General features: G+C 40.9%; 24 protein-coding genes. 14 read left to right on the forward strand and 10 right to left on the reverse strand.

The annotated features are described in order from the left end of the window. The first annotated feature begins 5 nt into the window (after nt 1–5). The 6 genes from V7K61_RS11805 (at nt 6) to V7K61_RS11830 (ending at nt 4,640) form a co-directional block, all read left to right on the forward strand. A complete protein-coding gene (locus V7K61_RS11805) occupies nt 6–785 on the forward strand; it encodes a class I SAM-dependent methyltransferase (RefSeq protein ID WP_335053497.1) in 780 nt (259 codons plus the stop codon). A gap of 66 nt (nt 786–851) precedes the next feature. Continuing rightward, a complete protein-coding gene (locus V7K61_RS11810) occupies nt 852–1,772 on the forward strand; it encodes an SPL family radical SAM protein (protein ID WP_335053498.1) in 921 nt (306 codons plus the stop codon). Then, nucleotides 1,765–3,051: a photosystem II assembly protein gene (locus V7K61_RS11815; RefSeq protein WP_335053499.1), complete on the forward strand. Its 1,287-nt coding sequence runs from the start codon at nt 1,765–1,767 to the stop codon at nt 3,049–3,051. Before V7K61_RS11810 ends, V7K61_RS11815 begins: the two co-directional genes overlap by 8 nt. 74 nt (nt 3,052–3,125) lie before the next feature. Beyond that, on the forward strand, nt 3,126–3,962 hold the full coding sequence (locus V7K61_RS11820; RefSeq protein ID WP_335053500.1) for an urease accessory protein UreD: 837 nt from the start codon (nt 3,126–3,128) through the stop codon (nt 3,960–3,962). A 42-nt stretch (nt 3,963–4,004) separates the two neighbouring features. Further along, complete coding sequence (gene ureA, locus V7K61_RS11825) at nt 4,005–4,307, forward strand: urease subunit gamma (protein WP_012407584.1); 303 nt, start codon at nt 4,005–4,007, stop codon at nt 4,305–4,307. A 21-nt stretch (nt 4,308–4,328) separates the two neighbouring features. Further along, the gene (locus tag V7K61_RS11830) at nt 4,329–4,640 is read left to right on the forward strand and encodes an urease subunit beta (RefSeq protein ID WP_335053501.1); all 312 of its coding nucleotides are present in this window, start codon (nt 4,329–4,331) and stop codon (nt 4,638–4,640) included. A gap of 52 nt (nt 4,641–4,692) precedes the next feature. On the opposite strand, the gene V7K61_RS11835 is transcribed toward V7K61_RS11830, so the two are convergent. Both V7K61_RS11835 and V7K61_RS11840 read right to left on the reverse strand, forming a co-directional pair. Next, on the reverse strand, nt 4,693–5,442 hold the full coding sequence (locus tag V7K61_RS11835) for a hypothetical protein (RefSeq protein WP_335053502.1): 750 nt from the start codon (nt 5,440–5,442) through the stop codon (nt 4,693–4,695). Next, a complete protein-coding gene (locus V7K61_RS11840; protein ID WP_335053503.1) occupies nt 5,439–6,566 on the reverse strand; it encodes an AAA family ATPase in 1,128 nt (375 codons plus the stop codon). Before V7K61_RS11840 ends, V7K61_RS11835 begins: the two co-directional genes overlap by 4 nt. A 200-nt stretch (nt 6,567–6,766) precedes the next feature. Between V7K61_RS11840 and ureC the strand changes: the two genes are divergently transcribed. From ureC to V7K61_RS11855, 3 genes are all read left to right on the forward strand, one after another. Next, a complete protein-coding gene (gene ureC, locus V7K61_RS11845; protein WP_335053504.1) occupies nt 6,767–8,482 on the forward strand; it encodes an urease subunit alpha in 1,716 nt (571 codons plus the stop codon). A gap of 223 nt (nt 8,483–8,705) precedes the next feature. After that, nucleotides 8,706–9,155 carry a hypothetical protein gene (locus V7K61_RS11850; RefSeq protein WP_335053505.1) on the forward strand — a complete coding sequence of 150 codons (450 nt, stop codon included), beginning with the start codon at nt 8,706–8,708 and terminating at the stop codon, nt 9,153–9,155. A gap of 188 nt (nt 9,156–9,343) precedes the next feature. Next, a complete protein-coding gene (locus V7K61_RS11855) occupies nt 9,344–9,577 on the forward strand; it encodes a hypothetical protein (RefSeq protein ID WP_335053506.1) in 234 nt (77 codons plus the stop codon). A gap of 130 nt (nt 9,578–9,707) precedes the next feature. Here the strand turns inward: V7K61_RS11855 and V7K61_RS11860 are convergent, their stop codons facing one another. Beyond that, nucleotides 9,708–9,938 (reverse strand): hypothetical protein, encoded by a 231-nt coding sequence (locus V7K61_RS11860; RefSeq protein WP_335053507.1) that lies wholly within the window; start codon nt 9,936–9,938, stop codon nt 9,708–9,710. Nucleotides 9,939–10,406: 468 nt separating this feature from the next. On the opposite strand from V7K61_RS11860, the gene V7K61_RS11865 reads away from it, so the two are divergent. Beyond that, the gene (locus V7K61_RS11865; protein WP_335053508.1) at nt 10,407–11,546 is read left to right on the forward strand and encodes a hybrid sensor histidine kinase/response regulator; all 1,140 of its coding nucleotides are present in this window, start codon (nt 10,407–10,409) and stop codon (nt 11,544–11,546) included. A gap of 185 nt (nt 11,547–11,731) precedes the next feature. Continuing rightward, nucleotides 11,732–13,114 (forward strand): aldehyde dehydrogenase, encoded by a 1,383-nt coding sequence (locus V7K61_RS11870; RefSeq protein ID WP_335053509.1) that lies wholly within the window; start codon nt 11,732–11,734, stop codon nt 13,112–13,114. A 78-nt stretch (nt 13,115–13,192) separates the two neighbouring features. Here V7K61_RS11870 and V7K61_RS11875 read toward each other — a convergent pair whose 3' ends face one another. The 3 genes from V7K61_RS11875 to V7K61_RS11885 all read right to left on the reverse strand — a co-directional run bounded on the left by V7K61_RS11875 (nt 13,193) and on the right by V7K61_RS11885 (nt 15,148). After that, on the reverse strand, nt 13,193–13,798 hold the full coding sequence (locus tag V7K61_RS11875) for a sulfite oxidase-like oxidoreductase (protein WP_335053510.1): 606 nt from the start codon (nt 13,796–13,798) through the stop codon (nt 13,193–13,195). A 295-nt stretch (nt 13,799–14,093) separates the two neighbouring features. Further along, nucleotides 14,094–14,267: a 50S ribosomal protein L32 gene (rpmF, locus tag V7K61_RS11880; RefSeq protein WP_012407602.1), complete on the reverse strand. Its 174-nt coding sequence runs from the start codon at nt 14,265–14,267 to the stop codon at nt 14,094–14,096. Between the two features lie 389 nt (nt 14,268–14,656). Further along, nucleotides 14,657–15,148, reverse strand: a complete 492-nt coding sequence (locus V7K61_RS11885; RefSeq protein WP_094348614.1) for a hypothetical protein — start codon at nt 15,146–15,148, stop codon at nt 14,657–14,659. 202 nt (nt 15,149–15,350) lie between these two features. Between V7K61_RS11885 and V7K61_RS11890 the strand changes: the two genes are divergently transcribed. Continuing rightward, a complete protein-coding gene (locus tag V7K61_RS11890; protein WP_335053511.1) occupies nt 15,351–17,207 on the forward strand; it encodes a caspase family protein in 1,857 nt (618 codons plus the stop codon). A 110-nt stretch (nt 17,208–17,317) separates the two neighbouring features. On the opposite strand, the gene V7K61_RS11895 is transcribed toward V7K61_RS11890, so the two are convergent. The 4 genes from V7K61_RS11895 to V7K61_RS11910 all read right to left on the reverse strand — a co-directional run bounded on the left by V7K61_RS11895 (nt 17,318) and on the right by V7K61_RS11910 (nt 22,586). Next, the gene (locus V7K61_RS11895) at nt 17,318–17,695 is read right to left on the reverse strand and encodes a Mo-dependent nitrogenase C-terminal domain-containing protein (protein ID WP_292717619.1); all 378 of its coding nucleotides are present in this window, start codon (nt 17,693–17,695) and stop codon (nt 17,318–17,320) included. 755 nt (nt 17,696–18,450) lie between these two features. Then, on the reverse strand, nt 18,451–20,220 hold the full coding sequence (locus V7K61_RS11900; RefSeq protein WP_335053512.1) for a ribonuclease J: 1,770 nt from the start codon (nt 20,218–20,220) through the stop codon (nt 18,451–18,453). 281 nt (nt 20,221–20,501) lie between these two features. Next, the gene (gene dapA, locus V7K61_RS11905) at nt 20,502–21,386 is read right to left on the reverse strand and encodes a 4-hydroxy-tetrahydrodipicolinate synthase (protein ID WP_335053513.1); all 885 of its coding nucleotides are present in this window, start codon (nt 21,384–21,386) and stop codon (nt 20,502–20,504) included. 162 nt (nt 21,387–21,548) lie between these two features. Further along, on the reverse strand, nt 21,549–22,586 hold the full coding sequence (locus V7K61_RS11910) for an aspartate-semialdehyde dehydrogenase (RefSeq protein ID WP_335053514.1): 1,038 nt from the start codon (nt 22,584–22,586) through the stop codon (nt 21,549–21,551). Nucleotides 22,587–23,482: 896 nt separating this feature from the next. Between V7K61_RS11910 and tig the strand changes: the two genes are divergently transcribed. Together tig and clpP are read left to right on the forward strand one after the other, a co-directional pair. Then, complete coding sequence (tig, locus tag V7K61_RS11915; protein WP_335053515.1) at nt 23,483–24,922, forward strand: trigger factor; 1,440 nt, start codon at nt 23,483–23,485, stop codon at nt 24,920–24,922. Between the two features lie 339 nt (nt 24,923–25,261). Next, entirely contained in the window at nt 25,262–25,960 is a 699-nt protein-coding gene (gene clpP, locus V7K61_RS11920; protein WP_069071412.1) for an ATP-dependent Clp endopeptidase proteolytic subunit ClpP, read from the forward strand. Nucleotides 25,961–25,968: the final 8 nt, after the last annotated feature.

The following is a 25,968-nucleotide window of genomic DNA, read 5'->3' on the forward strand; positions in this document are numbered from 1 at the left end:
AACCCATGAGCCAAATTAATCCTGAAACAACCCCCTTACATACCTTAAACCCACTCAACCGATTTTCTGACAGAGCAGAGGGTTATGTAAAATATCGACCAAGCTACCCCGCAGATGCAATTGATATTATCTTGGAAGGATTAGGTGAAAATTCACAACTAGTAGCAGCAGATATTGGCGCAGGTACAGGAATTTCTTCAAGACTTTTAGCTGAACGCAGAGTTAATGTCATAGCCATAGAACCAAATGCAGCGATGCGAGAAGCTGCTGAATCACATCCTTTGATAGAGTTTCGTAATGGAACAGCAGAATTTACCCAACTACCTGATAATTCAGTTGATTTAGTTACTTGTTTTCAAGCTTTCCACTGGTTCAATCCCGAACCAACTTTATTGGAATTCCACCGCATTTTAAAACCATCAGCACGCTTGGCTGTGGTGTGGAATAACCGCGATCGAGAAGATGCCTTAACTACAGAATATAGCCGAATAGTCCGCGAAGCATCTAATAATCACCCGGCAGAATCTCGAATGCAGTCGGTAGAGCCACTGTTAGTAACTCCCCATTTTATTAACATCCGTGAATATAATTTTACTTATAGACAACAGTTAGATTTAACAGGACTTATTGGACGAGCAATGAGTGTTTCTTATTTGCCGTGTGAAGGCTTGGCATACGAACAGCTTATTGATAGATTTCAAGAACTATATCAGCGCTTTCGTGATGAGAGTGGTTTTGTCTATATGGTCTATCGCACTAGCGTACACCTTGGGGAAGTAATTTAAAAATAAAAATGGGAATCATAAGAAGTAGGGTGCGTTAATTCACTCTCAATAAATATCAGGATTCACATGGCACAACCAAAATATGAAGGTTATTGCGAATGCATTCCTACCAAGTTAGTCAAAGAAAAATTTGGAGATGCCAATGTTTATGCCCAAAATGCTAAATCCCTCTTAACAAAAGCTACTGGTTTTATTGCTGCTTATGATTTTACTCTGAATCCTTATAGGGGTTGTCAATATGGTTGTAGTTATTGCTATGCTGCGGCGTTTAGCCCTAATTCGCAAATGCGCCAAGATTGGGGTAAATGGGTAATTTATAAGGAAAATGCTGCTGAAATTTTAGCTAAAGAGTTAGATAAATGGGATAAAAAAAATCCTCATCAGCCTCCTAGAATTTACATGAGTAGCGTTACAGATCCTTATCAACCACTAGAGTCTAAACATCAACTTACTCGTAGTTTGTTAGAAGTCATGGTTGATTATCGTCCAACATTAGTAATTCAAACTCGTAGCCCAATTATTGTTAGAGATATTGATTATTTACAACGATTTCAGCGATTGCGAATTAATATGAGTATTCCCACTGGGAGTGAATTAGTGAGGAAAGATTTTGAACCGCGATCGCCCAGTATTAAAGCCAGACTAAATGCTATAACTAAAATTAAACAAAGTATTGATTATTTCAAAGGTTTTGTTCCTAAAATATCTATCACTATCACCCCTCTACTTCCTACTTTCCCAACTGATGAAGCTGCTTTTATTGACAAACTAGCCATCGCCGATAGGGTTATAATTCAAACTTTTCATGCTAGCCAGAGTCGTTCTCTCATCGCATCAACTCGCCAAGAAGCTGAAGAAATTAAGCAAAAATACGCTTGGTGGTATGACGATGAGAAATTAAGCTATATGAATTTTAAGGAAAAGTTAGTTTCTCGGCTTCCAAGTGTAGAAATTATGGAAGGTAAAGAGGGATTTGGTTATGAATAATCCTATCAGAAATTGGTGGCGAAGTCAGCAGTTTAAATTATCTTTGAGACGCGGGGATATCCGACGTTCAACGCAATTATTGCAAGAAATTCAAAAATCAGGTGCAAGATTCTCATGGTTAGAAAAACTATTTAGGGATAAACTTCAACTTGAACGCTATTCCCAAGAATCCAAACGACGAACAGAAACTTTAAGTAAACAATTAACAGAAGCCTCTCAGCATAAAGATGATTTTATATTAATCCCAGATGAGGAATTTGTTAAATATATATATAAAGTTTTTAATTTAATACAGCACGATGAATATAAACTGCAACCTACTGGTATTGATGAACGTATATTTGATGATTTTGAATCAAAACTAGTTGAATATCTAAAAGAAGAATTTAGTAAGATTCCTGAAAAACAATTATTTATTAAGCTAGAAGATGCTCTTGAGGATATTAATAACTTAAAAATTGGACAAGACCCAGACTACCGTTTTAGTCTAACTCCTCATGTCTACTTTATGAAGTATTTTTTAGACAATGTATATTGCATATATTTAGCTTGGTTTCTCATTTACCAGGATGCTTTATTACCAAGTAAGGTTAATATCCTTGATATTGCAGCAGGGCCAGGAACAGTTGCTTATGGTTTAGCTTTATTTCTCCAAAGTAGTAGCGGTTTTTTTCATATCCCACAAATGCATATATCCTACTACTCTTTAGAAAAACAAGATGCATTCCAGTTTCGTGGGCTTCAGTTTTGGCGACGATATATAGAATCGCGTCTAACCCCAGTAAATGCTTTCTTCCGCTTTGTTACTACTGATATTTTTACTTGGAAAACTCAATCGAATAATCTACCCAAAGATTTTTTCGACTTTATCGTAATTTCCCACTGCTTCTTTATAGATAAAGCGAAGAGGGTTGAAGCTAATAATACTTACAAGCAAATATTTGCCACTAGCTTAAAAAATTCAGGTTATATTCTGCTAATTGTGCAAAATAAAAAATTATTCAAAATTTACGATGTTCACCAAGTTGAAAACCAAGAGCAAGAAAAAAATGTAGTGGATAAATTTCTAGCAGAACTGGGATTAGAGTTAGTCTGGTATAGGTATCTAACCTCAACAAGTTCAAGAACATCTTTGCCCGGTGCTGAATTTGCTAAGTTTGCTCAAGACAAATTACCAAAAAAACTGTATATGAGTCCAATACTGCAACAGTATTTTGGTCAGAAGCATCAGTCAAACTATGCATTAGATGATTATGTAATCTTGGCTAAAAAATTATGATAAATTGCAGGTAAAGTAGCAGAGAATATATTAAATAAATATAAGGTATCTGAACTTTAATCTTGAATTTATAAATGACCTGCAATTCACAAATAGCAGAAGGTTGGCATGGCAAACTTAATTTAGTCTATGCCGATCGCCAGGGTAAAACCCAATTAATTCACAATCACCAACAAGCGCCCCTGAAGGTACAACGCCCATTTTACCCAGAAGGGGAAATTTGTCATAGCGTAATTTTACACACGGCTGGGGGAATGGTGGGAGGCGATCGCTTATCCTCTAATATCCACCTCCAACCCCAAACCCAAGCCTTAATCACTACAGCTGCTGCAAGCAAGATATACCGCAGCAATGGCTTACAAGCTAGACAAAACATCCAGATGCAGGTTGATACTGGTGCTTGTTTAGAATGGTTGCCGCAAGAGACAATTTTATTTAACGACGCGATTTATCGGCAAGATTTACGGGTAGAATTAGCAACCGGGGGCAGTTGGTTAGGCTGGGAAATTACCCGATTTGGTCGCAGTGCTAGAGGAGAAAAATTCTTACAAGGAGAATGGCGATCGCACACAGAAATTTGGCAAGAAGGTATTCCTTTATGGATTGATCGCCAATACTTACCCGGTAGCGAAGACATTTTCCACAGTCCCCACGGCTTGGCTGGAAAACCAATCGTAGGTAGTCTAGTTTGGGTTGGTGGTGCAGTTTCAGCAGAAATTGTCGAAAAAACGCGTAATTTATGGCATGGGGAAGGAAAAGCGGGTGTTAGCAGGTTACAACATGGATTATTGTGTCGATATCGCGGTGCTTCTACATCTGAGGTGAGAAACTGGTTTATTGATGTTTGGCAGTTGCTGCGAGTTTCTTTTTTGAATCGTGGTAATTGTATACCAAGAGTTTGGCAGATTTGAACGAACCGCCAAGACGCCAAGAACGCCAAGAGGAAGATAAGAATGCAACTTACGCCGCAGGAAAAAGATAAGCTATTAATTTTTACGGCTGCTTTATTAGCAGAAAGACGTAAAGGAAGGGGTTTAAAACTGAATTATCCTGAAGCGATCGCTTATATTTCTGCTGCCATTTTAGAAGGGGCAAGAGATGGGCAAACTGTAGCTGAATTAATGAGTTATGGTACAACTCTATTGACGCGGGATGATGTCATGGAAGGAATACCTGAAATGGTGCATGATGTACAGGTTGAAGCAACTTTTCCTGATGGCACAAAGTTAGTGACAGTACATAATCCAATTCGTTAATTTTTTAATTTTGAATTTATTATGATCCCAGGGGAAATTATTACACCAGAAGGTGAAATTGAACTAAATGTTGGTCGTCCAACTATCAAATTACAAGTGTCAAATACAGGCGATCGCCCCATACAAATCGGTTCCCATTATCACTTTTATGAAGTTAACACCGCCTTAAATTTTGACAGAGAACAAGCGCGAGGAATGCGCCTTGATATTCCCGCAGGAACAGCAGTTCGCTTTGAACCAGGGGATGAAAAAGAAGTTACATTAGTTCCCCTAGTTGGTAGTCGTCAAGTCTACGGCTTCAACAGCAAAATTAACGGACATTTAGATACTTAAAATCATAAAATCATTAGATGCTATTCTAATTAAACTAGGTAGAGAATAAATGCTACGTACCTGCGATTGAGTTAGCAACTACCTTTGTAGCTGCAATTAAATGTTGTGAAAAAGTAGCATATCCATTCGGACAACGATTTTTGATAATTGCTAAATCAATATCAAAAGCAAGTTTCCATCGAATTTGTAGAGGGCGTTGATTGCTACTATTTTCAGAGAGATATGTTGATTGTGTGATCGCATTTTCTAAAATACCTTTTCCACCATCTAATTCTTCTAAATTTTCCAGAGGTTCAAGCTCTACACCTAAAATACTTGATACAGTTTGAGTATCTGCCAACAACCATATTTCAAAATTTTTAATCGCCAAACCTCCTGCACTGCGATCGCTAATTTTTTGCTCATTAAGATCCAGGTGATTATCACGGATTTTATTTAAAGCCCGTTCCAAGTCAATTTGCCTTTGCTGAAGCTTATCATCTGCATCAACCACAATTAGGATCATATCAACTTCTTCAGGTTTCCACGCGATAATCACCTGTGCTAAATATTTTGGATCTAAAATTGAGTGTCCTACACGCCGTTTAAAGACTCGACTCTCGCTGATGGATGGATGTCTTTGTACAAAATCACAATCAGGCAATCCCAAATTATTAATTTCTCGTCTGATTATGGTATGAAGTGCCCCTTCTCTATCTCTTTCAATAACTTTTCCACCATCTTCTGGTTTAATATAGGGAATACTTGCTCCGAGTTCTGCTTCTCCCTCAGCAATTAGCCCAATACGAATCGCCCGATTCATACCGGATTACCTCCAAACACATTCGTAAACCAAAGTTCACCTAATGCTCCATCATAAGCTTCTAGGGCTTTTTGGAAGCGTTCCGAATCAATGGGTAAGGCATGAATTTGAGTTTTACCTTCGGTGTCTAACTCAACAGCACGCACTTGGTGAGGTTCGACATAATTTAGCAACACGGGAGAATGAGTTGTGATTAATACTTGAACAGGTTTACCTGTAATCCCCTCTGTAGAAATTATTTGCAATAATTCCATCATTTTGTGTAACAACCAAGGATGAACTCCGTTTTCTATCTCTTCAAAACAAATAATACTGGGGGTATTTTCTTGATACAGTGCGGTTAGAAATGCCAAAATTCTAAGTGTACCATCAGATATATCCGAAGCAGGGATATGATGTTCAGAATATCTGTCGATTAATTCTAGTAAAAAAGTTCTATCTTCTCTACGCAGTAAAGAAATTCTCTGTATATTAGGAACTAGCCGTGTCAAACGTTCCTCCAACTCATCAAAACTTTTACGATTACTCAGCAAAATATCAGCTAGAGCATCAACAATTCCCTGTCCTGTTTTATCCATTCCACCAGTTGATGGAATATTATTAGAGAGACTAATTGGGGCAAAATCATAAATACTAACTTTTCTGATTGCCTTGGCTAGAGGAGAATCCAAATAGTTATTAGAAACTAAAAAATTTCTTATATTATGTGTACTCGAACTTGCTGAACTACTAGGGCTTATAGAATTTTCTTGACTATTAATAGTCAATATTCGCTGAGTAAAATCAATATTAATTGATATAACTGAAATAAATTGCTGGTTTTCTATATTTAAGATGGTGCTGACCTCAAATAAAATATAATCTTGTTTTCCCTGCCAGAATTTTGATTCTATTTTCTGCTGGTTTGTATTTACGGCTATTAAAGATTGAGCGAGAAAAGGTATTACTTCATAATTACTTGTATTCGCTATTAATCTTTCCAAAAAATTAGATAATACAAATAAAGCTTCACAAATATTTGACTTTCCAGAACCATTTGGTCCAATAAATACAGTTAATGGTTCTAAATCAACTTCGATATCAAAGAGGCTCTTGTAGTGCTGAACTCTCAGTTTAGATAACATTCTACCTCAGTTTTATATCTGCCTATGTTCCCAATATCATTCTAGATTTTAGCGGTTATAAATTCGCTTTAACTACCATTAAAATTTATTTCCATACATCTACGGTCACAACAAAATTATAAATTTATACAAAATTTACTCTGAATATCTCTAAACTTGCTCAAAAATAATCAAAGTAACACCACCCCAGGAGTCCCATTATGCCTTACAGAATGGATCGCCGCGCCTACGCCGAAACCTACGGTCCCACAATAGGCGATCGCATCCGACTTGCAGATACAGAATTATTTATTGAAGTTGAACAAGATTTCACCACCTACGGCGACGAAGTGAAATTTGGCGGTGGTAAAGTCATCAGAGACGGAATGGGACAATCTCCCATTTCTAACGCCGACGGTGCTGTAGATTTAGTTATTACTAATGCCTTAATTCTCGATTGGTGGGGTATTGTCAAAGCGGATATCGGCATTAAAGATGGCAAGATTTTCAAAATTGGTAAAGCTGGAAATCCTTATATTCAAAATAATGTAGATATTATTATCGGCCCCGGTACTGAAGCCTTAGCTGGTGAAGGAATGATTCTCACTGCTGGCGGTATCGATGCCCATATTCATTTTATTTGTCCCCAACAAATTGAAGTGGCGATCGCCTCTGGAATTACTACCATGCTTGGCGGCGGTACTGGCCCAGCTACGGGTACAAACGCCACTACCTGCACCCCCGGCCCTTGGAACATTTACCGAATGTTGCAAGCTGCTGATGCTTTTCCCGTCAACTTGGGATTTATGGGTAAAGGTAACGCCAGTCAACCCCAAGGACTTGTAGAACAAGTAGCCGCCGGTGCAATGGGGTTAAAACTTCATGAAGACTGGGGAACCACACCCGCAGCAATTGATACTTGTCTCAGTGTTGCCGATGAGTATGATGTACAAGTAGCAATTCATACTGATACTCTAAACGAAGCCGGATTTGTCGAAGATACGATCGCTGCTTTCAAGAATCGTGTCATCCACACCTACCACACTGAAGGCGCAGGCGGAGGACACGCACCAGATATTATCAAAGTTTGCGGACAAGCCAACGTTCTCCCCTCTTCCACCAACCCGACACGTCCCTACACCCTCAACACCTTAGACGAACACCTAGATATGTTGATGGTATGCCATCACCTTGATCCTGCGATCGCTGAAGATGTTGCTTTTGCCGAATCTCGCATCCGCCGGGAAACCATTGCCGCCGAGGATATTTTGCACGACTTAGGCGCATTTAGCATGATTTCTTCCGATTCCCAGGCGATGGGAAGAGTAGGCGAAGTGATAATTCGCACCTGGCAGACATCTCACAAAATGAAGGTGCAACGGGGAACTCTTAACCCAGAAGGAACAGAGCAAAAAGCAGACAATTTTCGGGCAAAAAGATATGTTGCTAAGTATACAATTAACCCTGCGATCGCTCACGGGATTGATCAATATGTGGGTTCAGTGGAAGAGGGGAAATTAGCAGATTTATGTTTGTGGCGTCCTGCATTTTTTGGCGTGAAACCAGAGATAGTGATTAAAGGCGGAATGATTGCATGGGCGCAAATGGGCGATGCTAACGCCAGTATTCCTACACCGCAACCAGTGTATATGCGACCGATGTTTGCTAGTTTTGCAGGGGCGCGTCATGCCACATCATTAACTTTTGTTTCACAAACAGCTTTAGAGAGAGAAATTCCCAGCCAGCTAGGTTTACAAAAAGCAGCAGTTGCAGTTTCTGGGACACGCCAATTGAGTAAACGGGATATGAAGCTGAATGATGCACTACCCCACATTGAAGTAGATCCAGAAACATATCAAGTCAGGGCTGATGGTGAGTTGCTGATTTGTGAACCTGCGACAGTTTTACCAATGGCACAGAGATACTTTTTGTTTTAGTTCATGACCGAGCAACTTACTGATTACGATAGTCCTTGGAAAGAAGTCAAAATAATTCGTAATTGATAATTCGTAATTCGTAATTATTATCCCACAACTAAACTCACTTGCTTCAAAATAATAATGCTACGCGCTTTTGTGTGTTCATTGATTAATCAAGTTCCTCTCTATTCTTCAATTACGAATTACGAATTACGAATTACGAATTAGTAATTATATTGTGATGGCGCATCTCAAGACCAAGGCAACGCAACGAAACCCACAAAATCGGCTACAGTGGAAACTAAACCTAGTCAGACGGCTGTATGAACGGGGATATAGCCGGGAAGATATTCGGGAATTATTTCGGTTTATCGACTGGATAATGGTTTTGCCAAAAGAGTTGGCACTTAGTTTTAAAACAGAAGTTAGAAGTTACGAGGAGGCAGATAGAATGCGGTACGTAACTAGTATTGAAAGGCTAGCAAAAGAAGAAGGAATTGTCGAAAATGCTAGAGAAAGCATCATTACAGTCCTAGAAACGCGATTTGGAGAAGTGCCAAGCTCTATTGTGGAAGTTGTCAATAAGATAGAAGAACCATCTGTGCTAAAAATGCTTCATAAAAGTGCGATCGCAATTCTTTACACAGCAGAATTTCAGCAACTATTAGATAATCTCACGTCTGGAGAATGAGCGATCGCCTATTTTTTGATGAGAGTTCGATTGCAATTTTTTCTACAACAGAATTTTAGCAACTCTTAGATAATCTCACTTCTGGGCAATGAGCGATCGCTCTGGTGCATTAACGTAACACGCCGACGTATTGGCATAACACGTCGATGTATTAACATAACACGCAGGCGTATTGGCATAACACGCCGATGTATTGGCATAACACGCCGATGTATTGGCATAACACACCGATGTATTGGCATAACACGCCGATGTATTGGCATAACACACCGATGTATTGGCATAACACACCGATGTATTGGCATAACACACCGATGTATTGGCATAACACACCGATGTATTGGCATAACACGTCGATCGCCTGTTTTGTGGTGAGAGTGCGATCGCAATTCCTTCTACAGCAGAATTTCAGCAACTATTAGATAATCTCACATCTGGAGAATGAGCGAATCGCCTACTTTGTGTTAAAAGTGCGATCGCAATTCTTTCCATAGCAGAATTTCAGCAAGTTTTAGATAGCCTTGCCTCTGGGGAATGAGCGCTTGTAGTTTTTCAATAAATCCGCAAGCGGGTTTCTTTCACAGGCCCACTACCATTGATACTGAACTTCTTGTAAATACCTGTCAGGCAACTACTTAGATTGCTCTCAGAGATGTGAAACGCTTGTGTCACTTCGACTCGGCTCTTGCTATTACAAAAGATTTCCGCAAAAACTGCCTTTTCTCTATTTGACAATTCGCTGTATTGCTCTAGTTGTGTAAAGAAGTCTTTTGGTAACGACATATACCTATTGTAAAATCGGCTTCAAGTTCAGTTTAGCGTGCGTGTGTTTCAAGCGAATTACGGCAAGTCATGAGATGTCAAGACAAGTCAATCTAAGTCACAACAAGTCAAATAAATAACTACAAAACAAAATTGCGACATTGAACTCAGTCAAGCAGCTGAGGCGATCGCAATGTTAGAAATATTAATTACTCTGATTCTCAAGAAATCTATTGAAGTTATCCTAGTGCTATTGCTGAAAAAAATCTGGGCATGGCTGCTGAAGGATGAAAGCTTCCAATGTCTCAACCACTTTCTGAAAATGCAGATTCTTATACTCTATCTTGATTGGATTTTGCTCAAAACATCTCTAAAGTCTCTGCCTGAGCCAACAAAAGAGAACGATTCACACGCGTATAGCTAGACAAATTGTTACAAATACAGCTAGTCTTATCAAAAATTTCCTTTTACCCCGTAGCTTGCATCTATATGACTTCACAATCTTCTCGCTCTGACAAAATTCTGGTTGTCGATGACTCTCCTGATAACGTGTTTTTGATAAAAACTATTTTGGAGGAAGAAGGTTACACGATTAGCACCGCAGAAAATGGGATTTCGGCCTTGGCAGAATTGAAAGCTTCTCCTTGTGATTTAGTTCTATTGGATCTGATGATGCCAGGTATGGACGGGTACGAAGTCACTAAACACATTCGGAAAGAGATGAAATTGCCGCAATACATCCCCATATTGCTGATAACTGCCCACGATACGCCCAACGTCGCCCACGGCTTAGATTTGGGTGCTGATGATTTTATCCGCAAACCTGTAACAGTAGATGAATTGCTGGCACGAGTGCGATCGCTCCTACGTTTGAAGCATAGTATGGATGAACGTGATGAAATTGCCCGTCAGCGAGAAGATTTTGTCTCCCGCCTTACCCACGACTTACGCACTCCCTTGGTAGCCGCCGATCGTATGTTAATGCTATTTCAGCAAGGTGCGTTGGGAACATTATCAACGCAAATGCAGGAAGTAATCGCCATCATGGCTCGTAGCAATATCAACCTGCTTTCTATGGTCAATACCTTATTGGAAGTTTATCGTTTTGAAGCAGGTCGCAAAAGTTTAGCGTTTCAACCAGTTAATCTGGGCCAATTGCTAGAAGAGGTAACTGGAGAATTATCACCCTTAGCTCAAGACAAAGCACTGTCGCTAAGTGTGGATTTTACCGAAGAATCAAACACAGTCATGGGCGATCGCTTAGAATTGCATCGTCTATTTACCAACCTCATAGGCAATGCGATCAAATTTACCAACTCTGGGTCTATAACTATTCGTTTTACTTCTCAACGCCAGTTCGATCAAAGCAATCAATCTCAGTTCTCTGAAAAATCCAATTCCGTTGACTACATTAGAATTGAAATAGCGGATACTGGCCCAGGTATTCCCCCTGAAGAACAAGCCACTATCTTTGAACGATTTCGCCAAGGCAGCCATAAGACTTCTGGTAGTGGCTTAGGATTGTACCTTGCTCGTCGAATTGTCGAGGCACATCAAGGCATTATTCTGCTTAATTCCGAGTTGGGCAAAGGTAGTGTATTTATTGTGCTTCTACCCACCAAAGTATGAGAAAACTAGTAATTATAAATTATGAATTTTAGAGCTTTTTCTCCTGGTAATTCATAATTTATAACCTTACTACTATCTATCGAAAACTTAAATTAAAAATTTAAAGTATAAAATCAAATGCTAAAAATTGACGAACCCAATATGCTGAGATAATAGCATTAAATAGTTTTTAATAGGACAAAACAATGATTACCACTGAATTATCTAACATTGGCAATATTATCCAGACTCAGCGAGATTTTTTTCAAACGGGTAAAACTAAAGATGTAAATTTTCGCATTGAACAACTAACAACTCTTAAGCAAGCAATCATTGAGCATGAACAGTCAATAGTTGAGGCATTAAAAGCAGATTTACATAAACCGGAATTGGAAACTTACCTTACAGAAATCAGCGTAATTAAGGATATTGATTACGCCATCAAAAATATTCAAAACTGGAGTAAGCCAAAAAAAGCAGCGGTTTCCTGGGATTTTTTTTCATACTCAGCGAAAATTTATCCAGAACCATTAGGGGTTGTCTTAATTATCGGCCCTTGGAACTATCCATTTCAGTTAATTATCTCACCTTTAATAGGTGCGATCGCAGCCGGAAATTGTGCAATTCTCAAACCTTCAGAAATTGCTTCTCATACGTCTGATATTGTTGCTAAGATTATTGCCAAACATTTTGACCCTGCTTATCTTGCAGTGATTGAAGGAGGAGTGGAAGCAAGTCAAAAACTACTTGCAGAAAAGTTTGACCATATCTTTTTTACTGGTGGCACAGCTGTCGGCAAAATCATCATGGCAGCAGCGGCAAAACATCTCACACCAGTGACTTTAGAATTGGGTGGCAAAAGTCCTTGTATCGTAGATACTGACATTAATCTGGAACATACTGTCAGACGAATTACTTGGGGCAAATTCATTAATGCTGGACAAACTTGTATCGCCCCTGACTATCTTTTGGTTAATAAAACAATCAAGAAAGATTTAATAGATGGGCTGGAAAAATCCTTAAAAGAATTTTATGGTGATAATCCTGTAAACAGTCCTGATTATGCCCGGATTATCAGTCAAAAACACTTTGAAAGGTTGGTGAGTTTTCTCAAAGACGGAAAAGTTGTCATCGGTGGAGAAAATCAACCTTCAGAGCGTTATATTGCCCCAACACTCATTGATAATGTCTCACTAGAAGATTCTGTGATGCAGGAAGAAATCTTTGGGCCCATTTTACCCATCATTGAATATACTGACATTGCAGAAGCGATCGCCTTGATTAACTCTAGACCCAAACCCTTGGCGTTATACTTATTTTCTCAAGACAAAAACCTGCAAAAGCGAGTTTTGCAGGAAACTTCCTCTGGTGGAGTCTGTATTAACGACACAGTTATGCAGGTTGGTGTCTCATCTTTACCATTTGGTGGAGTGGGAGATAGCGGTATTGGCAACTATCACGGCAAAGCTAGTTTTGACACCTTTTCCCATAAGAAAAGTGTATTGCAAAACTCCTTCTGGCTGGATTTAAAATGGCGATATGCTCCATATCAGGGCAAATTGCCACTTATAAAGAAACTTCTGGGTTAAAAAAGTTAGGAGTTAGGAGTTAGGAGTTATGAATTTTTAACTCTAAATTCCTAACTCCTAACTCTTAACTATTAACTATTACATCCCAAAAGCGTTGCTGTAACGCTCCTCAGCCCAGGGTTCACCACGGCGATGGTAGCCATTGCGCTCCCAAAAACCAAGTTCTTCACCAGCTAAAAATTCTAAACCATTAATCCACTTAGCACTTTTCCAAGCGTAGAGGTGGGGGACAACTAGCCGCATCGGCCCACCGTGTTCAGATGGAAGGTCTTCACCAAAGACTTTAAAAGCAAAGAAGTTTTCTTCGCGTAGAAAATCTTCTACAGAAATATTGGTGGTGTAGCCGCCATAGCAGTGTTCCATAACGTGGGCTACTTTCGGGTCTAATTCAATCAGACCCATGAAATCTGTAACTTTAATGCCAGTCCATTTGACATCAAGTTTAGACCAACGCGTTACACAGTGGAAGTCAGCTGTGAATTCGTGTTGAGGTAGCGCCATAAAATCTGACCAACTAAAGGTAGTAGATTTTGCTAAACCCCAAACTCGAAACTCCCATTCCTCAGTGCTGACTTGGGGAGTTTCGCCGTAAGTTAATACGGGAAAACCTTTAGCTAAGTGTTGACCAGGAGGAACGCGATCGCCTTCTTCTTTGCCTGGTTTCTGAAAAAATTTTCCTAGCATAGTTAGAGAAAAATAAGTTTTCTCAAGATGTTTACAAGCTTTTTTGCTGAGTTGCCAACAGTATCAGATGTTTTACTCTTTATATGAACTCTTGAATGATAGGTAATGGGTAATGGATATTTCCAATTACTCACTACCAATTTTTTTCGATCTAATGAGCTTATGTAGAGTGTCTATGATTCATAATGCAATCAGGAAAGCTAAGAAAAAGCATTTATCTAGCGATCGGAACTTTGATTGTTGAGTTTGGCAATCAAATCTATCGGTGCTGTTCATGCTTTTCCTGACTGAGAAATTATGATTCTTCTTCCTCTTCTTCAGCAGTTGGATAAACAAATGTAGAACGTCCAGTCAAAATTGACTTGCCCAGAGATAGGGCTTTCTGAGCTTCAACGACGGCTTTATGCCTCCAGGTAGCTCGACGTTTATCTCGTTTTGATTTGGAAGTTTTCTTCTTAGGAACAGCCATGTCAGCAGATATCGCGATTCTTGACAACCTTCTTATTCTAGGCCATCCACAGACGCCAAAGACAACAGTTGAGTCAGGAATAAGTAAGTTGGGTTAAGACTGGCGTGGTGATGCTTTTACAGAAGGAGTTCTAACAAGTGACTTATTTGCGTCTCCTCTACTCTCAATACGGTTCGGATAAGGTTTTTTGATGACACGCCCTAGATTGCAAAGACGCGAGAAATCGCCGTCTTTACAATAATCAGTCCTTTGTCTTGACGGCGATTCATCGCGTCTCTTGCCTTAACCTCTGACAAACAAGCAAGCAACGAGTAGCGTTTCCTTTAAGAGAAAGTCCGAGCCAAGGATTTCATTGGCTCGGACTTTCTCTACGTGTCTAGCTCAACCCGTCATTTTGGCGTTGACACAGCGCTAGCTGCTGGAACTTGATTAGAGTTATTTTCAAAGAAAAGTAAAGATCGCGCAGTTTTGAAGTAAGTGGCCCAATTTTGAGCATCAGGACGCGATCGCCATTGAGGACGACTGACATCTAATGTCAGGACTGGTGCGATCGCTCCATAATTTTGTACGGACACAATGATGGAAACATCTGTCACCAAGATATCTTGGTCAAAGCTCCTTTGAGCAGCTGCCCTAGCGACTGCTTCCGCTCTCCTGAGAACGGTTTCATAGTTTTCTTCTGGCAGGCGGTCAATAGCTAGATCGACTCTAGCGGTGTAAGCTCGCACAAGCTGCGGTGCGATCGCTTCCATCAAAAACCACGCAGGAACAGTAGATATAAGCAAAACTACTAAAGGAATTATCCGGATTCTTCTGGCAATTTGGCTAATAACTGAAAAGGGAGCGAGCGATGATGGTAGGTGAGCAGAAATTTTGCTCATGACCTTCTATCTCCTTAGTAATGATCTGTTATTGAAATTAGGTAAAGGTATTTTCCGGCTAATTAACGTAATAAAAATTACATTCTAACTTAAGATTCAATTAGAATCACCTAGAGTATAAGACATAGGTTAGCTTTGTTTTTTTGGCAAAGCCAACCACAATTTTAAGACCAGCAAACAACAATAACTGACAAAGAGCGGGATGGCAAATTACTGGGCGATCGCGATTGGTATCAATCAATATCAGTTATTTCAACCTTTAAGTTGTGCCCAAGCAGATGCTGAGGCACTAGAAGATTTTTTGGTGACAGAGGCAGGTTTTCTGCCCAAGCACTGTCTAGTGATGACAGATACTTCGCCGCCAATTGGGGATAGATCGACTTACCCGACAAAGGAGAATATTTTGCTGCTGCTTGAAGATTTGGCAGCAACAAGTTGGCAACCGGAAGACTATCTGTGGTTATTTTTTAGCGGCTATGGAGTCAATTACAAGGGCAAAGATTACTTAATGCCAGCAGAGGGCAACCCCGAACTGGTGCAAGAGACTGGCATAGAATTGCGATCGCTAATGCAAAGTCTACAACTTGCCGATCTGAATGTATTGCTACTACTCGATATCAACCGCGCTTTTGGCACTCAAGCGGATGCCCCCGTTGGTGAAGAAACAATAGAATTAGCCCAAGAGCTACAACTGGCAACAATTCTTTCTTGCCAACCAGAGCAATTTTCCCATGAGAGTAGCGAACTAGGCCACGGATTCTTTACAGCAGCTTTATTAGAAGCTTTGCGTTCTGGTAATGGCAGCAACTTGGCAGATTTAGAAAGCTACCTAAGCCTGATTGTGCCAAAGTTATGTCACCACCACTGGCGTCCTATCCAAAATCCTGCGACGATCATCCCATCAAGGCAGCAAGTAATCTTGCCAAAATTGGCAATGGAAAGTGATTTTCAAGCAGAAGCGGTGATTTATCCTGAAGAATCTTTTGCTATTGCCCTTGCAGCTCCTCCCCTCGATGATTCCTCTAGAACTTCAGCAGATTGGGGCAGACGAGGAGAAGCTACTGTGAAATCTTCCCAACAGGTGAAAAGTCAAAAAGTCCAGGAGTCAGGTAGCAAATTAGTTGCCCAGCCAATGGCGGAAACTTCCTTGGGAGTGAATACCAGAGGAAGATTTATCCCCAATTCCTCCAAAGGTTACGTCTCTCGATTGCCAGCAAATCAGCCAAGCATCCCTTTTTGGAAACAGTTTATTTTATGGGGCGGAGGCAGCTTGCTGGTAGCAGGTTTAATCGCTGTAGTTTTTCTCCGTAATCAAGAAACTTTTAGAATTAAGCAAATATCAAGCACATCACCTAATACTAATGTTAGCGATCGCCAAGTTATTGAGAATTTACCTAGCGATTCCACTCCACCAGTGAGACTCAAAAATCAATCTAGCGCCCAAATAGCCTCTAGTTCCCAGTCAAAAAAGCGAAATCAAGCAGTATTAGACCTAGCGAAAATGTCGCTCAGACAAACTCAGGCGAGCGATTTGAGCATGGCGATCGCTACAGCCCGAAAAATTCAATCGGGTGAACCACTGTACGAACAAGCTCAAGAGAATATTCAGATTTGGAGCCAGATGATTTTAGATTTAGCAGAAGGTCGTGCTAAACAAAGACAGTATGCCAGCGCTATTGCTGCTGCTCGATTAATCACCAAAGACGAAGCCCCCTACGCGAAAGCACAAGCAGCAATTAACCTGTGGCGGTTAGAGGGTAAACAGTATGTGAGCAACAAAACTCTTTTAGATGCAGCTAATGCCTTAATTAAGCCTGAACAGGCATCTACCTATAATCGAGCGATTGAAGTTGCCAAGAAAGTACCAGCAGATCAACCAGGCTTCGATGCAGCCCAAAAATCGATCAACAAATGGAGTGAGAAAATTTTAGACCTGGCCAAACGTCGCGCCGTCGAAGGAGAACGTAAAGCTGCAATTGCCACCGCAGCTTTAGTGCCAGAGGAGACAGGCGCTTATGAAGATGCTCAGGATGCCATTCAAAAATGGCAAAAGAAATAGTAAAAAAATAATAAAAAATGGTTAGGAGTTAGGAATTAGGAGTTATATTATTGATCCCCGACCTATTACTCCTGACTCCTAACTTTTCCCTCAGCGTTCATATCTCAGTATTAGCAGTACTGCGATACATCTTCGCCACAGTCGTCGGCTAGATAGCACAACGCTCGGAAACGTAAACCAACCACTTCTTCATATAAGGGGTTGAGCTTGCACATGGGTGGGATGTGAAACAAGGTCTTGCCAAATAATTTGACATCGCGCTCAAAGGGGCACTGAGATGGAATCAGTTTGCACAAACGGTGAGCTAGTTGGCGATCGCGGACTTGAATGTTTTCTACTCGTTGCCGTAAGGGTTGGAGAATATCCCAATAAGGCTTGGAAGGAGAATGGTTTAGCTGGGTTGCTTTATGGTCAGTAGTTTCTGCTTGATTGATTGATACCCAGCTAGCCAGGAAAATCTTTTTGGTGGTATTGTCGAATACCTTCATGGTTAACCCTCTGTGTTATTGAGGCTATTCACCTTTTTGATGAATATATACAACGTGGCAACGAACTTTCCCGGAAAAATCGCGTTCTGACTGCGATATAATGTAATACCTGATTAGCCACTTAAGTCAGAACCTAATTTATTACTACGTCAAGTTAATCGCAAATTTCTGGGGATCGGTAGTGTAATATTACGATCTTGTTCATAACTTGACACAGTTTAAATTTTAATAAAGACATCCGTCATTGGATAGGTTTTAGTGTAACATTTACAAACCTTAATATAAGGTCTTTCTGAAAGTATTTTTGCTAAGTATAAACATCAGTAATATCCTAGAAGGCTTTTTTCCTCTCAGTGTTCCCACTTTCTCACGTAAGTGTGTCCTGTTCATCGCTAGCTGAATACCGTAGAAATAGTGATTTTTGATCGATTGGAATCGGATTGCGTTTCACAAAACTTAGATTTGCAGTGGCAACTTGAAAATAATATAGTTTGAAGCGTTAAAATCACATGAACTTGCTTATGGGTGTTTCTGTACTCTACAGCGCAATTCCTCCTGGCAGTACGCTGTATGCACGCCTTCAGTGACAGCAACCTAACAAGTTAGATCGAATAACTATAGGCAAGCTCTATACCCATGAGAAAAGAAAGCGCAAAGACGTTCAGAAAATTCTGTGTCTTTGCGCCAATAGAAATTTGAGCGGTGAAAGCCACTGCTCAAACTTATCTCTGTATGAGATTTTTACCTTAAATTCTCTATGATGCTACCTGAGCAGCAGTCCGAGTCCGCCGTCTTCTGCCATCAGCAACTTTTACAGGTGGCTCATCAGGGATTTGCATCAACAAAGTCACAGAAGGTTGACATTGCAATTCCCGACGAATGGAACGTTGCAATTCTCGTTCTAAAGTTCCTTGCAATCCACCCCAGTCTACATCTGCTGCTTCACCGCCAGGAGCAAATTCTGTCCAGCGCACAGTGAGGATTTCTTCAATGCGTTGTTTTACCCAAGTTTGTAACAACGATCGCTCTACACTTGTAACTACACCCCGGAGATGAGTTTCTGGTTTTGCCAACAGTTTACCATTCCAATCAATGGCAGCTGCGATCGTGATAATGCCTTCTGAAGCCATGCGTTGCCGTTCTTGCAGCACTTTCGCACTTACCATACCCGAACTAGTAGTATCCACCAATTCAATACCAGATGGTACTTTACCAGCGACGCGAATAGCATCTTCTGTCAGTTCGACAATATCACCATTCTGAATAATGATCATATTTTCTGCGGGAATGCCCATACTCTGAGCCGTTTCTGCGTGCTTCACTAGCATCCGATGTTCGCCGTGAAATGGCACAAAGAATTTCGGTCGAGTTAAGGCAATCATCAGTTTTTGTTCTTCCTGACAACCGTGACCGGAGACGTGAATCCCTTTATCCCGACCGTAGATCACTTTCGCACCTTGAATCATTAATTTATCAATGGTGTTGACTACAGCGATCGTATTTCCGGGAATTGGGTTAGCAGAGAATACTACCGTATCTCCTTGGCGGATTTTAATGTGAGGATGTTCTTTGTTGGCAATGCGGGTCATTGCTGCCATCAATTCCCCTTGAGAACCTGTAGTTAAAACCAGTACTCTTTCATCGGGTAGATTGCGGACGGCGTGCAATGGTTGCAGCAGATTATCTTCACATTTGATGTAACCTAAATTGCGGGCATGAGCAATCAAGTTCAGCATGGAACGCCCGACAACCGTCACTACACGGTTCTGCTTCTTGGCAATATCCAAAATCATGTTGATGCGATGGACGCTAGAAGCAAAGGTAGTGACAAATAATCGCCCAGGTGCTTGACTAAATACTCTCTCCAGATTGGGATAAACTGAACGTTCTGAAGGTGTAAATCCTGGTATCTCGGCGTTAGTGGAATCACTCAGTAAACAAAGAACGCCTTTTTCCCCATGTTCTGCTAGGCGTTGTAAATCAAACTTTTCACCATCTACTGGAGTATGGTCAATTTTAAAATCCCCTGTGTGAATGACTACACCCAGGGGAGTATGAATGGCAACAGTGAAACTATCAGCGATGGAATGAGTGTTGCGGATATATTCAACTAAAAAGTTTTTGCCAATCCGTACTACATCACGTGGTAGAACTGTTCTAATTTCTGTGCGATCGCGGACTCCTGCTTCTTCTAATTTACCCTCTAGCATTGCCATTGCTAGTCTGGGGCCATAAATCACCGGGATATCAAATTGCTTGAGATGAAAGGCAATCCCACCAATATGGTCTTCATGACCATGAGTAACGATCATCCCTTTAATTTTGTGGCGATTTTCCCGCAGATAGGTCGTATCTGGTAAAACAATATTTACCCCATGCATCGCCTCTGTGGGAAAAGCCAATCCTGCATCTAATAGGATTATTTCATCGTCATACTCAAAAAGACAGGTATTTTTACCAATTTCATGCAAACCGCCCAAAGGAATAATTTTCAAGGCGGAATTGTTAGCTTCGTTTTTAGCCATTTTCTCCTTAGATTGTTACTTGTGGTTAATTAAGTTGATAGTTAACGAACTTTTATTTAAGACAACATCATCTGTCTCTTAAGCCAGTCCCAAAGCAATCAAGTTTTAATTGAAGATTTCAATTTTTTATTCAATAAAATCAACTGTAAGACTCAAGGATTCATAGTATATCTATCAGTCCTAGCACAGGTTTTTAAATTGCAACTTATGAACAATTATGATCGTTGTTTATATGTATCTTTGACAAGGAGGAGACTACCAGCATTTAAATAAGTTGGTGGTTAAATTAAACTAAGTTCTTTCAGAACCGCTTCTAATTTTTGACTGACTTCTAAATCAGCTTCACATAGCGGCGGACGAGTTGAACCAACCTCCCAACCTTGAAGTTGCAGTGCTTTTTTCACTGGAATGGGATTTGAAGTGAGAAATAGAGCTTTAAACAACGGAAATAGTTGGAGATGAATGTCGCTTGCTACCTCAATTTTTCCCGCATTAAAAGCTTGAATCATCTGCTGTAGTTGGTTTCCTACCAGATGAGAAGCTACACTTACCACACCCTTTGCCCCGATCGCTAACAAGGGCAAAGTCATGTAATCATCACCAGAATAGATGTGGAATTCTTTTGGTGTCAAGCGACGAATTTCGCTTGCCTGATCTATATTACCAGTGGATTCTTTAATCCCGACAATATTGCTAACCTCAGCTAACCGGGCAACTGTTTCTGGCTGAAGGTTTTGTCCGGTACGACCGGGGACATTATATAACAACAACGGTAAGTCGGGACAGGCTTGTGCTATCGCCTTAAAGTGCGCTTCCAATCCCGCTTGTGGCGGTTTGTTGTAATAAGGAACAACTTGTAAGGAACCATGTACTCCTATCTTAGACGCTTTTTGGGTGGCTGCGATCGCTTCTTTGGTGGAATTCGATCCACAACCTGCGATTACCTTGGCTTTTCCGGCCACGGACTGCAATACCTCGACAAACAACTGGTATTCTTCATCCCAACTTAGCGTCGGGGATTCTCCTGTTGTGCCGCACATCACCAATGTATCTGTACCGTTGTTAGCTAGATGCGCCGCCAGTTCTGCCGCTACATCATAGTTGACACTACCATCTGCTTTAAATGGCGTAATCATCGCGGTTAAAACATTGCCAAAATCTCCCACCCTTTTTTCACTCCTGATTACCCATGTTTTTATATCTTGGTGGTTCTCTATTGTAATAACCTATCTGCAAATTGCTTTCAAGTGTCATTTGTCATTTGTCACTTGTCCTTCGTCCTTTGTCCTTTGTTGCTTTACCAATGACAAAGGACTAATGACCAATGACTAATGACTAATAGCTAATGGTTTGAGTAGATTTTTCTCTACTAACAACTCGGCGATTTGTACTGCATTTAATGCTGCGCCTTTGCGAATTTGGTCGCCACATAACCATAATTCCAAGCCACAAGGATGAGAAATATCCTGGCGAATTCTTCCCACTAAAACTTCATCTCGACCGGTTGCTTCTATTGGCATCGGAAAATGATTCGTTCCCCAATCTTCTACCAGTTTTACTCCAGGGGAGGAACTTAGAATTTCTTTGGCTTCCTTCGCACTAAAGGGAGTCTCAAATTCTAAATTAATGGCTTCTGAGTGGGCGCGGAGTACGGGAACCCGTATACAGGTTGCAGTGATTCTGATTTGCTGCGTACCAAATATTTTTCGGGTTTCGTTGACCATTTTCATTTCTTCCTCACAATAACCCAAATCGTTTAATGGGGAGTTATGAGGGAATAAATTAAATGCCAATGGGTAAGGCAATATTTCGGCAATCGGTGGCTGTCCTTGTAGTATAGCGCTTGTTTGAGTTTTGACTTCTGCCATTGCTCTAGCACCCGCACCACTAGCCGATTGGTAGGTTGCAGCGACGATGCGTTGCACTGGTTTAACTTTATGCAATGGCCAAACTGCCACAGCCATTAAAATCGTTGTGCAGTTGGGGTTAGCAATAATGCCTTGGTGATGCGCTGCTGCTTGGGGATTCACCTCTGGAACTACTAAGGGAACTTCCGGGTTCATCCGAAAGGCACTGGAGTTGTCAATTACCACTGCGCCCTTTTCCACAGCAACTGCTGCCCAAGTTTTGGATGTGGAACCACCTGCACTAGCTAGTACTATATCGACATTTTCAAAAGCGCGATCGCTCACTGCCTCTATTGGTATATTTTCACCTTTAAACCGTAGCGATCGCCCCACACTCCGCTCTGATGCCAATAACTTCAAGTCAGCAACCGGAAAATTACGGCTTTCTAATAATTCCAGCAACTCTGTGCCTACTGCACCAGTCGCTCCCAAAATAGCTAAACGATAGGATTTCGACAAACTTGCTTCCTCCTTATAAGAGACTTAATCTGCAATTTCTTGGCACAATTGACAATTTATTTATATTTAGATAGCGATCGCAGTCTGGAAATATTTTTTTTAATAGGTTTAGATTTTTCTTTAATTTAGTCTATCTTTAGATATTTAATACATTTATTTTTTTGGTTGTTTAATAAGTTAAGTGATGTTGCATTTTAAAATAACGGTGATTTATTTTTTTCATCGATTTTAACTATAACTATATATTATACAACAAAGCGCCATTTATCAGAAGAGCGGAGATATCTGCACTTAGGAGTTGCGTTTTACAAGCATCCTACCTGTAAAGAAACAAATGTATTGGTTGCAAACTTTCTTACTAAGATGATAAATATACTAGGGTCTAAATGCATAAAGCCAGCACAACGTAAAACTGAGCTATGCGGTTAAGTAACAGACGCACTTTCGTACCACAAACAACTTAATAATAGCTAGATAATAGCTAGACTCAATACTATAACTTTAACCTGGGGGTACTAACCACTCTTTGAGAACCAGGATATCACGGCGTTAGCCCACTGAATAATTAATTCCCAAGTTTTAGAGTGAGAGGGAAGTGAAGAAGGGAATAGGCTACAGGTTACAGGGTACAGATTTATTCTCTACCACCTACCACCTCCCCCCTAATCCCAATGCCCCATTAATCAAATTGTTATGAAGGTAAAATGTCAAGTCCTTGATAATTGGCAGTAAACTGGATCTTTGCCCCAGGACAAACATCCATCATTGGATGTCACAAGACCTTTTGGCAAACTCCCATTACCCCTAAGAGACATCAAGTCATAAACGCAAACAATTATTTTATTGCGTTTTGTGTCTAATCGGAGTATAAAATACCAGAAAACTAGAGACGAAGCATGAAAGTCACCCAGGAAAAACTTCCCGCCAGCCAAATTGGCCTGGAAATAGAGATTACGCCAGAAATTACCAAGCAAACTTACGAACAGGTCATTAAAAACTTAGCGAGTACTGCCAATATTCCTGGGTTTCGTAAAGGCAAGGTGCCTCGGCCGATATTATTACAACGGCTGGGTACAACTCGAATCAAAGCAGCGGCGCTGGAAGAATTAATTCAAGATGGCATAGAGCAAGCAGTTAAACAAGAAGCCATCCCAGCAATTGGTCAGCCGCAGTTGCGCTCCTCTTTTGAGGATCTGATTAAGAATTATGAACCGGGAAAACCCCTGACAATTTCGGCTGCTGTCGATGTAGAACCAGAAGTGAATCTAGTGCAGTACACTGATTTGCAAGCCAAAGCCGAAGAAGTGAAGTACGATCCAGAGCGAGTGGAGAACACGCTGGATAAAGAACGTCAAGAATTGGCGACATTGATTCCTGTGGAAGGACGTGCAGCTCAAATTGGCGATATTGCCGTAGTTGATTTTAAAGGTTCATTCGCCAGAGTTGAGGGCGAGGACGAAACAGCTGAACTAGAACCGATTCCCGGAGCCGAAGCAACTGATTTTCAAGTTGAATTGCAGGAAGATAAGTTTATTCCAGGCTTTATTTCGGGAATAGTGGGGATGAATCCTGAAGAAACCAAAGAAATTGCAGCACAGTTCCCAGATCCTTATGCTAATGAAGAATTAGCTGGAAAAGCGGCAACTTTCACCGTGACGCTCAAAGAAATCAAAGAAAAGGAACTACCAGAAATAAATGACGATTTAGCCCAGGAAATCAGCGATTTTGAAACCTTAGAGGAGTTACGCGCTTCTTTGGTAGAGCGATATCAGAAAGAGGCGGACGACAAAACAAAAACCAATAAGCAGGAAGCTTTGTTAACGGAACTGCTCAAGCACGTAGAAGTTGACTTACCAGCAACTTTGATTGAGCAAGAAGTGGATGCGATGCTAACGCAAACAGCAATGCGGCTGTCTCAGCAGGGATTGGATGTGAGAAAGCTGTTTACTCAAGATATTATTCCGCAATTGCGGGAGCGATCGCGTACTGAAGCAATTGAACGCATCAAACGCTCCTTATCCTTGCGGGAAATCGGGAAACGCGAATCTATCGAGGTAACACCAGAAGAAATCGCAGCCAGAGTCACAGAACTTTTGGAGCAGTACCCAGAGGAGCAAAACGTTGATGAAGATAAACTGCGGTCAATCGTGGAAAACGAACTGTTAACTGAAAAAATCATCGATTGGCTCTTAGAACACTCATCAGTTGAACTTGTACCCGAAGGTTCTTTGAGTCCCGCAGAAGAAACTGAAAACACAGAATCTGATGCTGATAGTGATACACCTCAGATTGAGGAAGAAAACAGCGAAACTTCTACAGAAGTTACAGAAGGATAATAAAAAATCCCACAACCATGAGTTCACCAGTTCTGAGTTAAAGTACTGGTGAAATGGGTAAGGTAAGGGAGATGAGGAAGTAGAGGGAAAAATAACCAATGCCCCATGCCCCATGCCCAATGCCCTTTAACTCAGGGATGAAGTCAAAATAATTAAAGAATTAATGAATTTTCGGCAAATAGTGACATCTGTTATCGCCTGAGCTTGATACTGTGTTACACGAGAGGAAATTATATGAGGCATAATGGTTAACACGTAGCTTATACAAATTCCATTCGGTGAAAAGGCAGCATCGGCTGCTGAAACATTTGTCCTAAATAATCGTCAAAGAAAGCTTGTATGCTTGAATCGCAGTCGGGAAATTCCCCAATCAGCAACTTAAGTCGAATAAACATTAACTCCCAGTTGAGCAGCCCTAGCAACATCGTACCGATGGTTATAGAGCAATCTGGCATGGGAGAAAGGGCTTTCGACATCTACTCCCGCCTGCTGCGAGAGCGGATTATCTTTTTAGGAACGCCAATAGACGATGCCGTAGCCAACTCAATTGTGGCTCAGTTGTTATTCCTAGATGCCGAAGACTCAGAAAAAGACATCCAACTGTATGTTAATTCTCCTGGCGGCTCCGTCTACGCAGGGATGGCAATCTATGATACAATACAGCAAATTCGCCCTGATGTTGTTACCATCTGTTTTGGATTAGCTGCGAGCATGGGGGCATTTTTGTTGACAGCAGGAGCTGCCGGTAAGCGAATGTCTCTGCCCGACTCCCGGATTATGATTCACCAACCACTTGGTGGCGCTCAAGGTCAAGCCATTGACATTGAAATTCAAGCCAGAGAAATTCTTTACGTTAAGGCTAAGTTGAATCAGTTAATGGCTCACCATACTGGTCAACCCTTAGAAAGACTTGAAGCAGATACTGAGCGCGACTTTTTTATGTCGGCTGAAGAGGCAAAAAACTACGGTTTGATTGATCAGGTCATTTCCAGGCAAAATCTTCCCGTAGCAGGGGAAAACGTCACCATTCTGAAATAAGAGGCTGG

Origin of the sequence: Nostoc sp., from assembly GCF_036918015.1 — a bacterium.
Taxonomy (GTDB): Bacteria; Cyanobacteriota; Cyanobacteriia; order Cyanobacteriales; family Nostocaceae; genus Nostoc.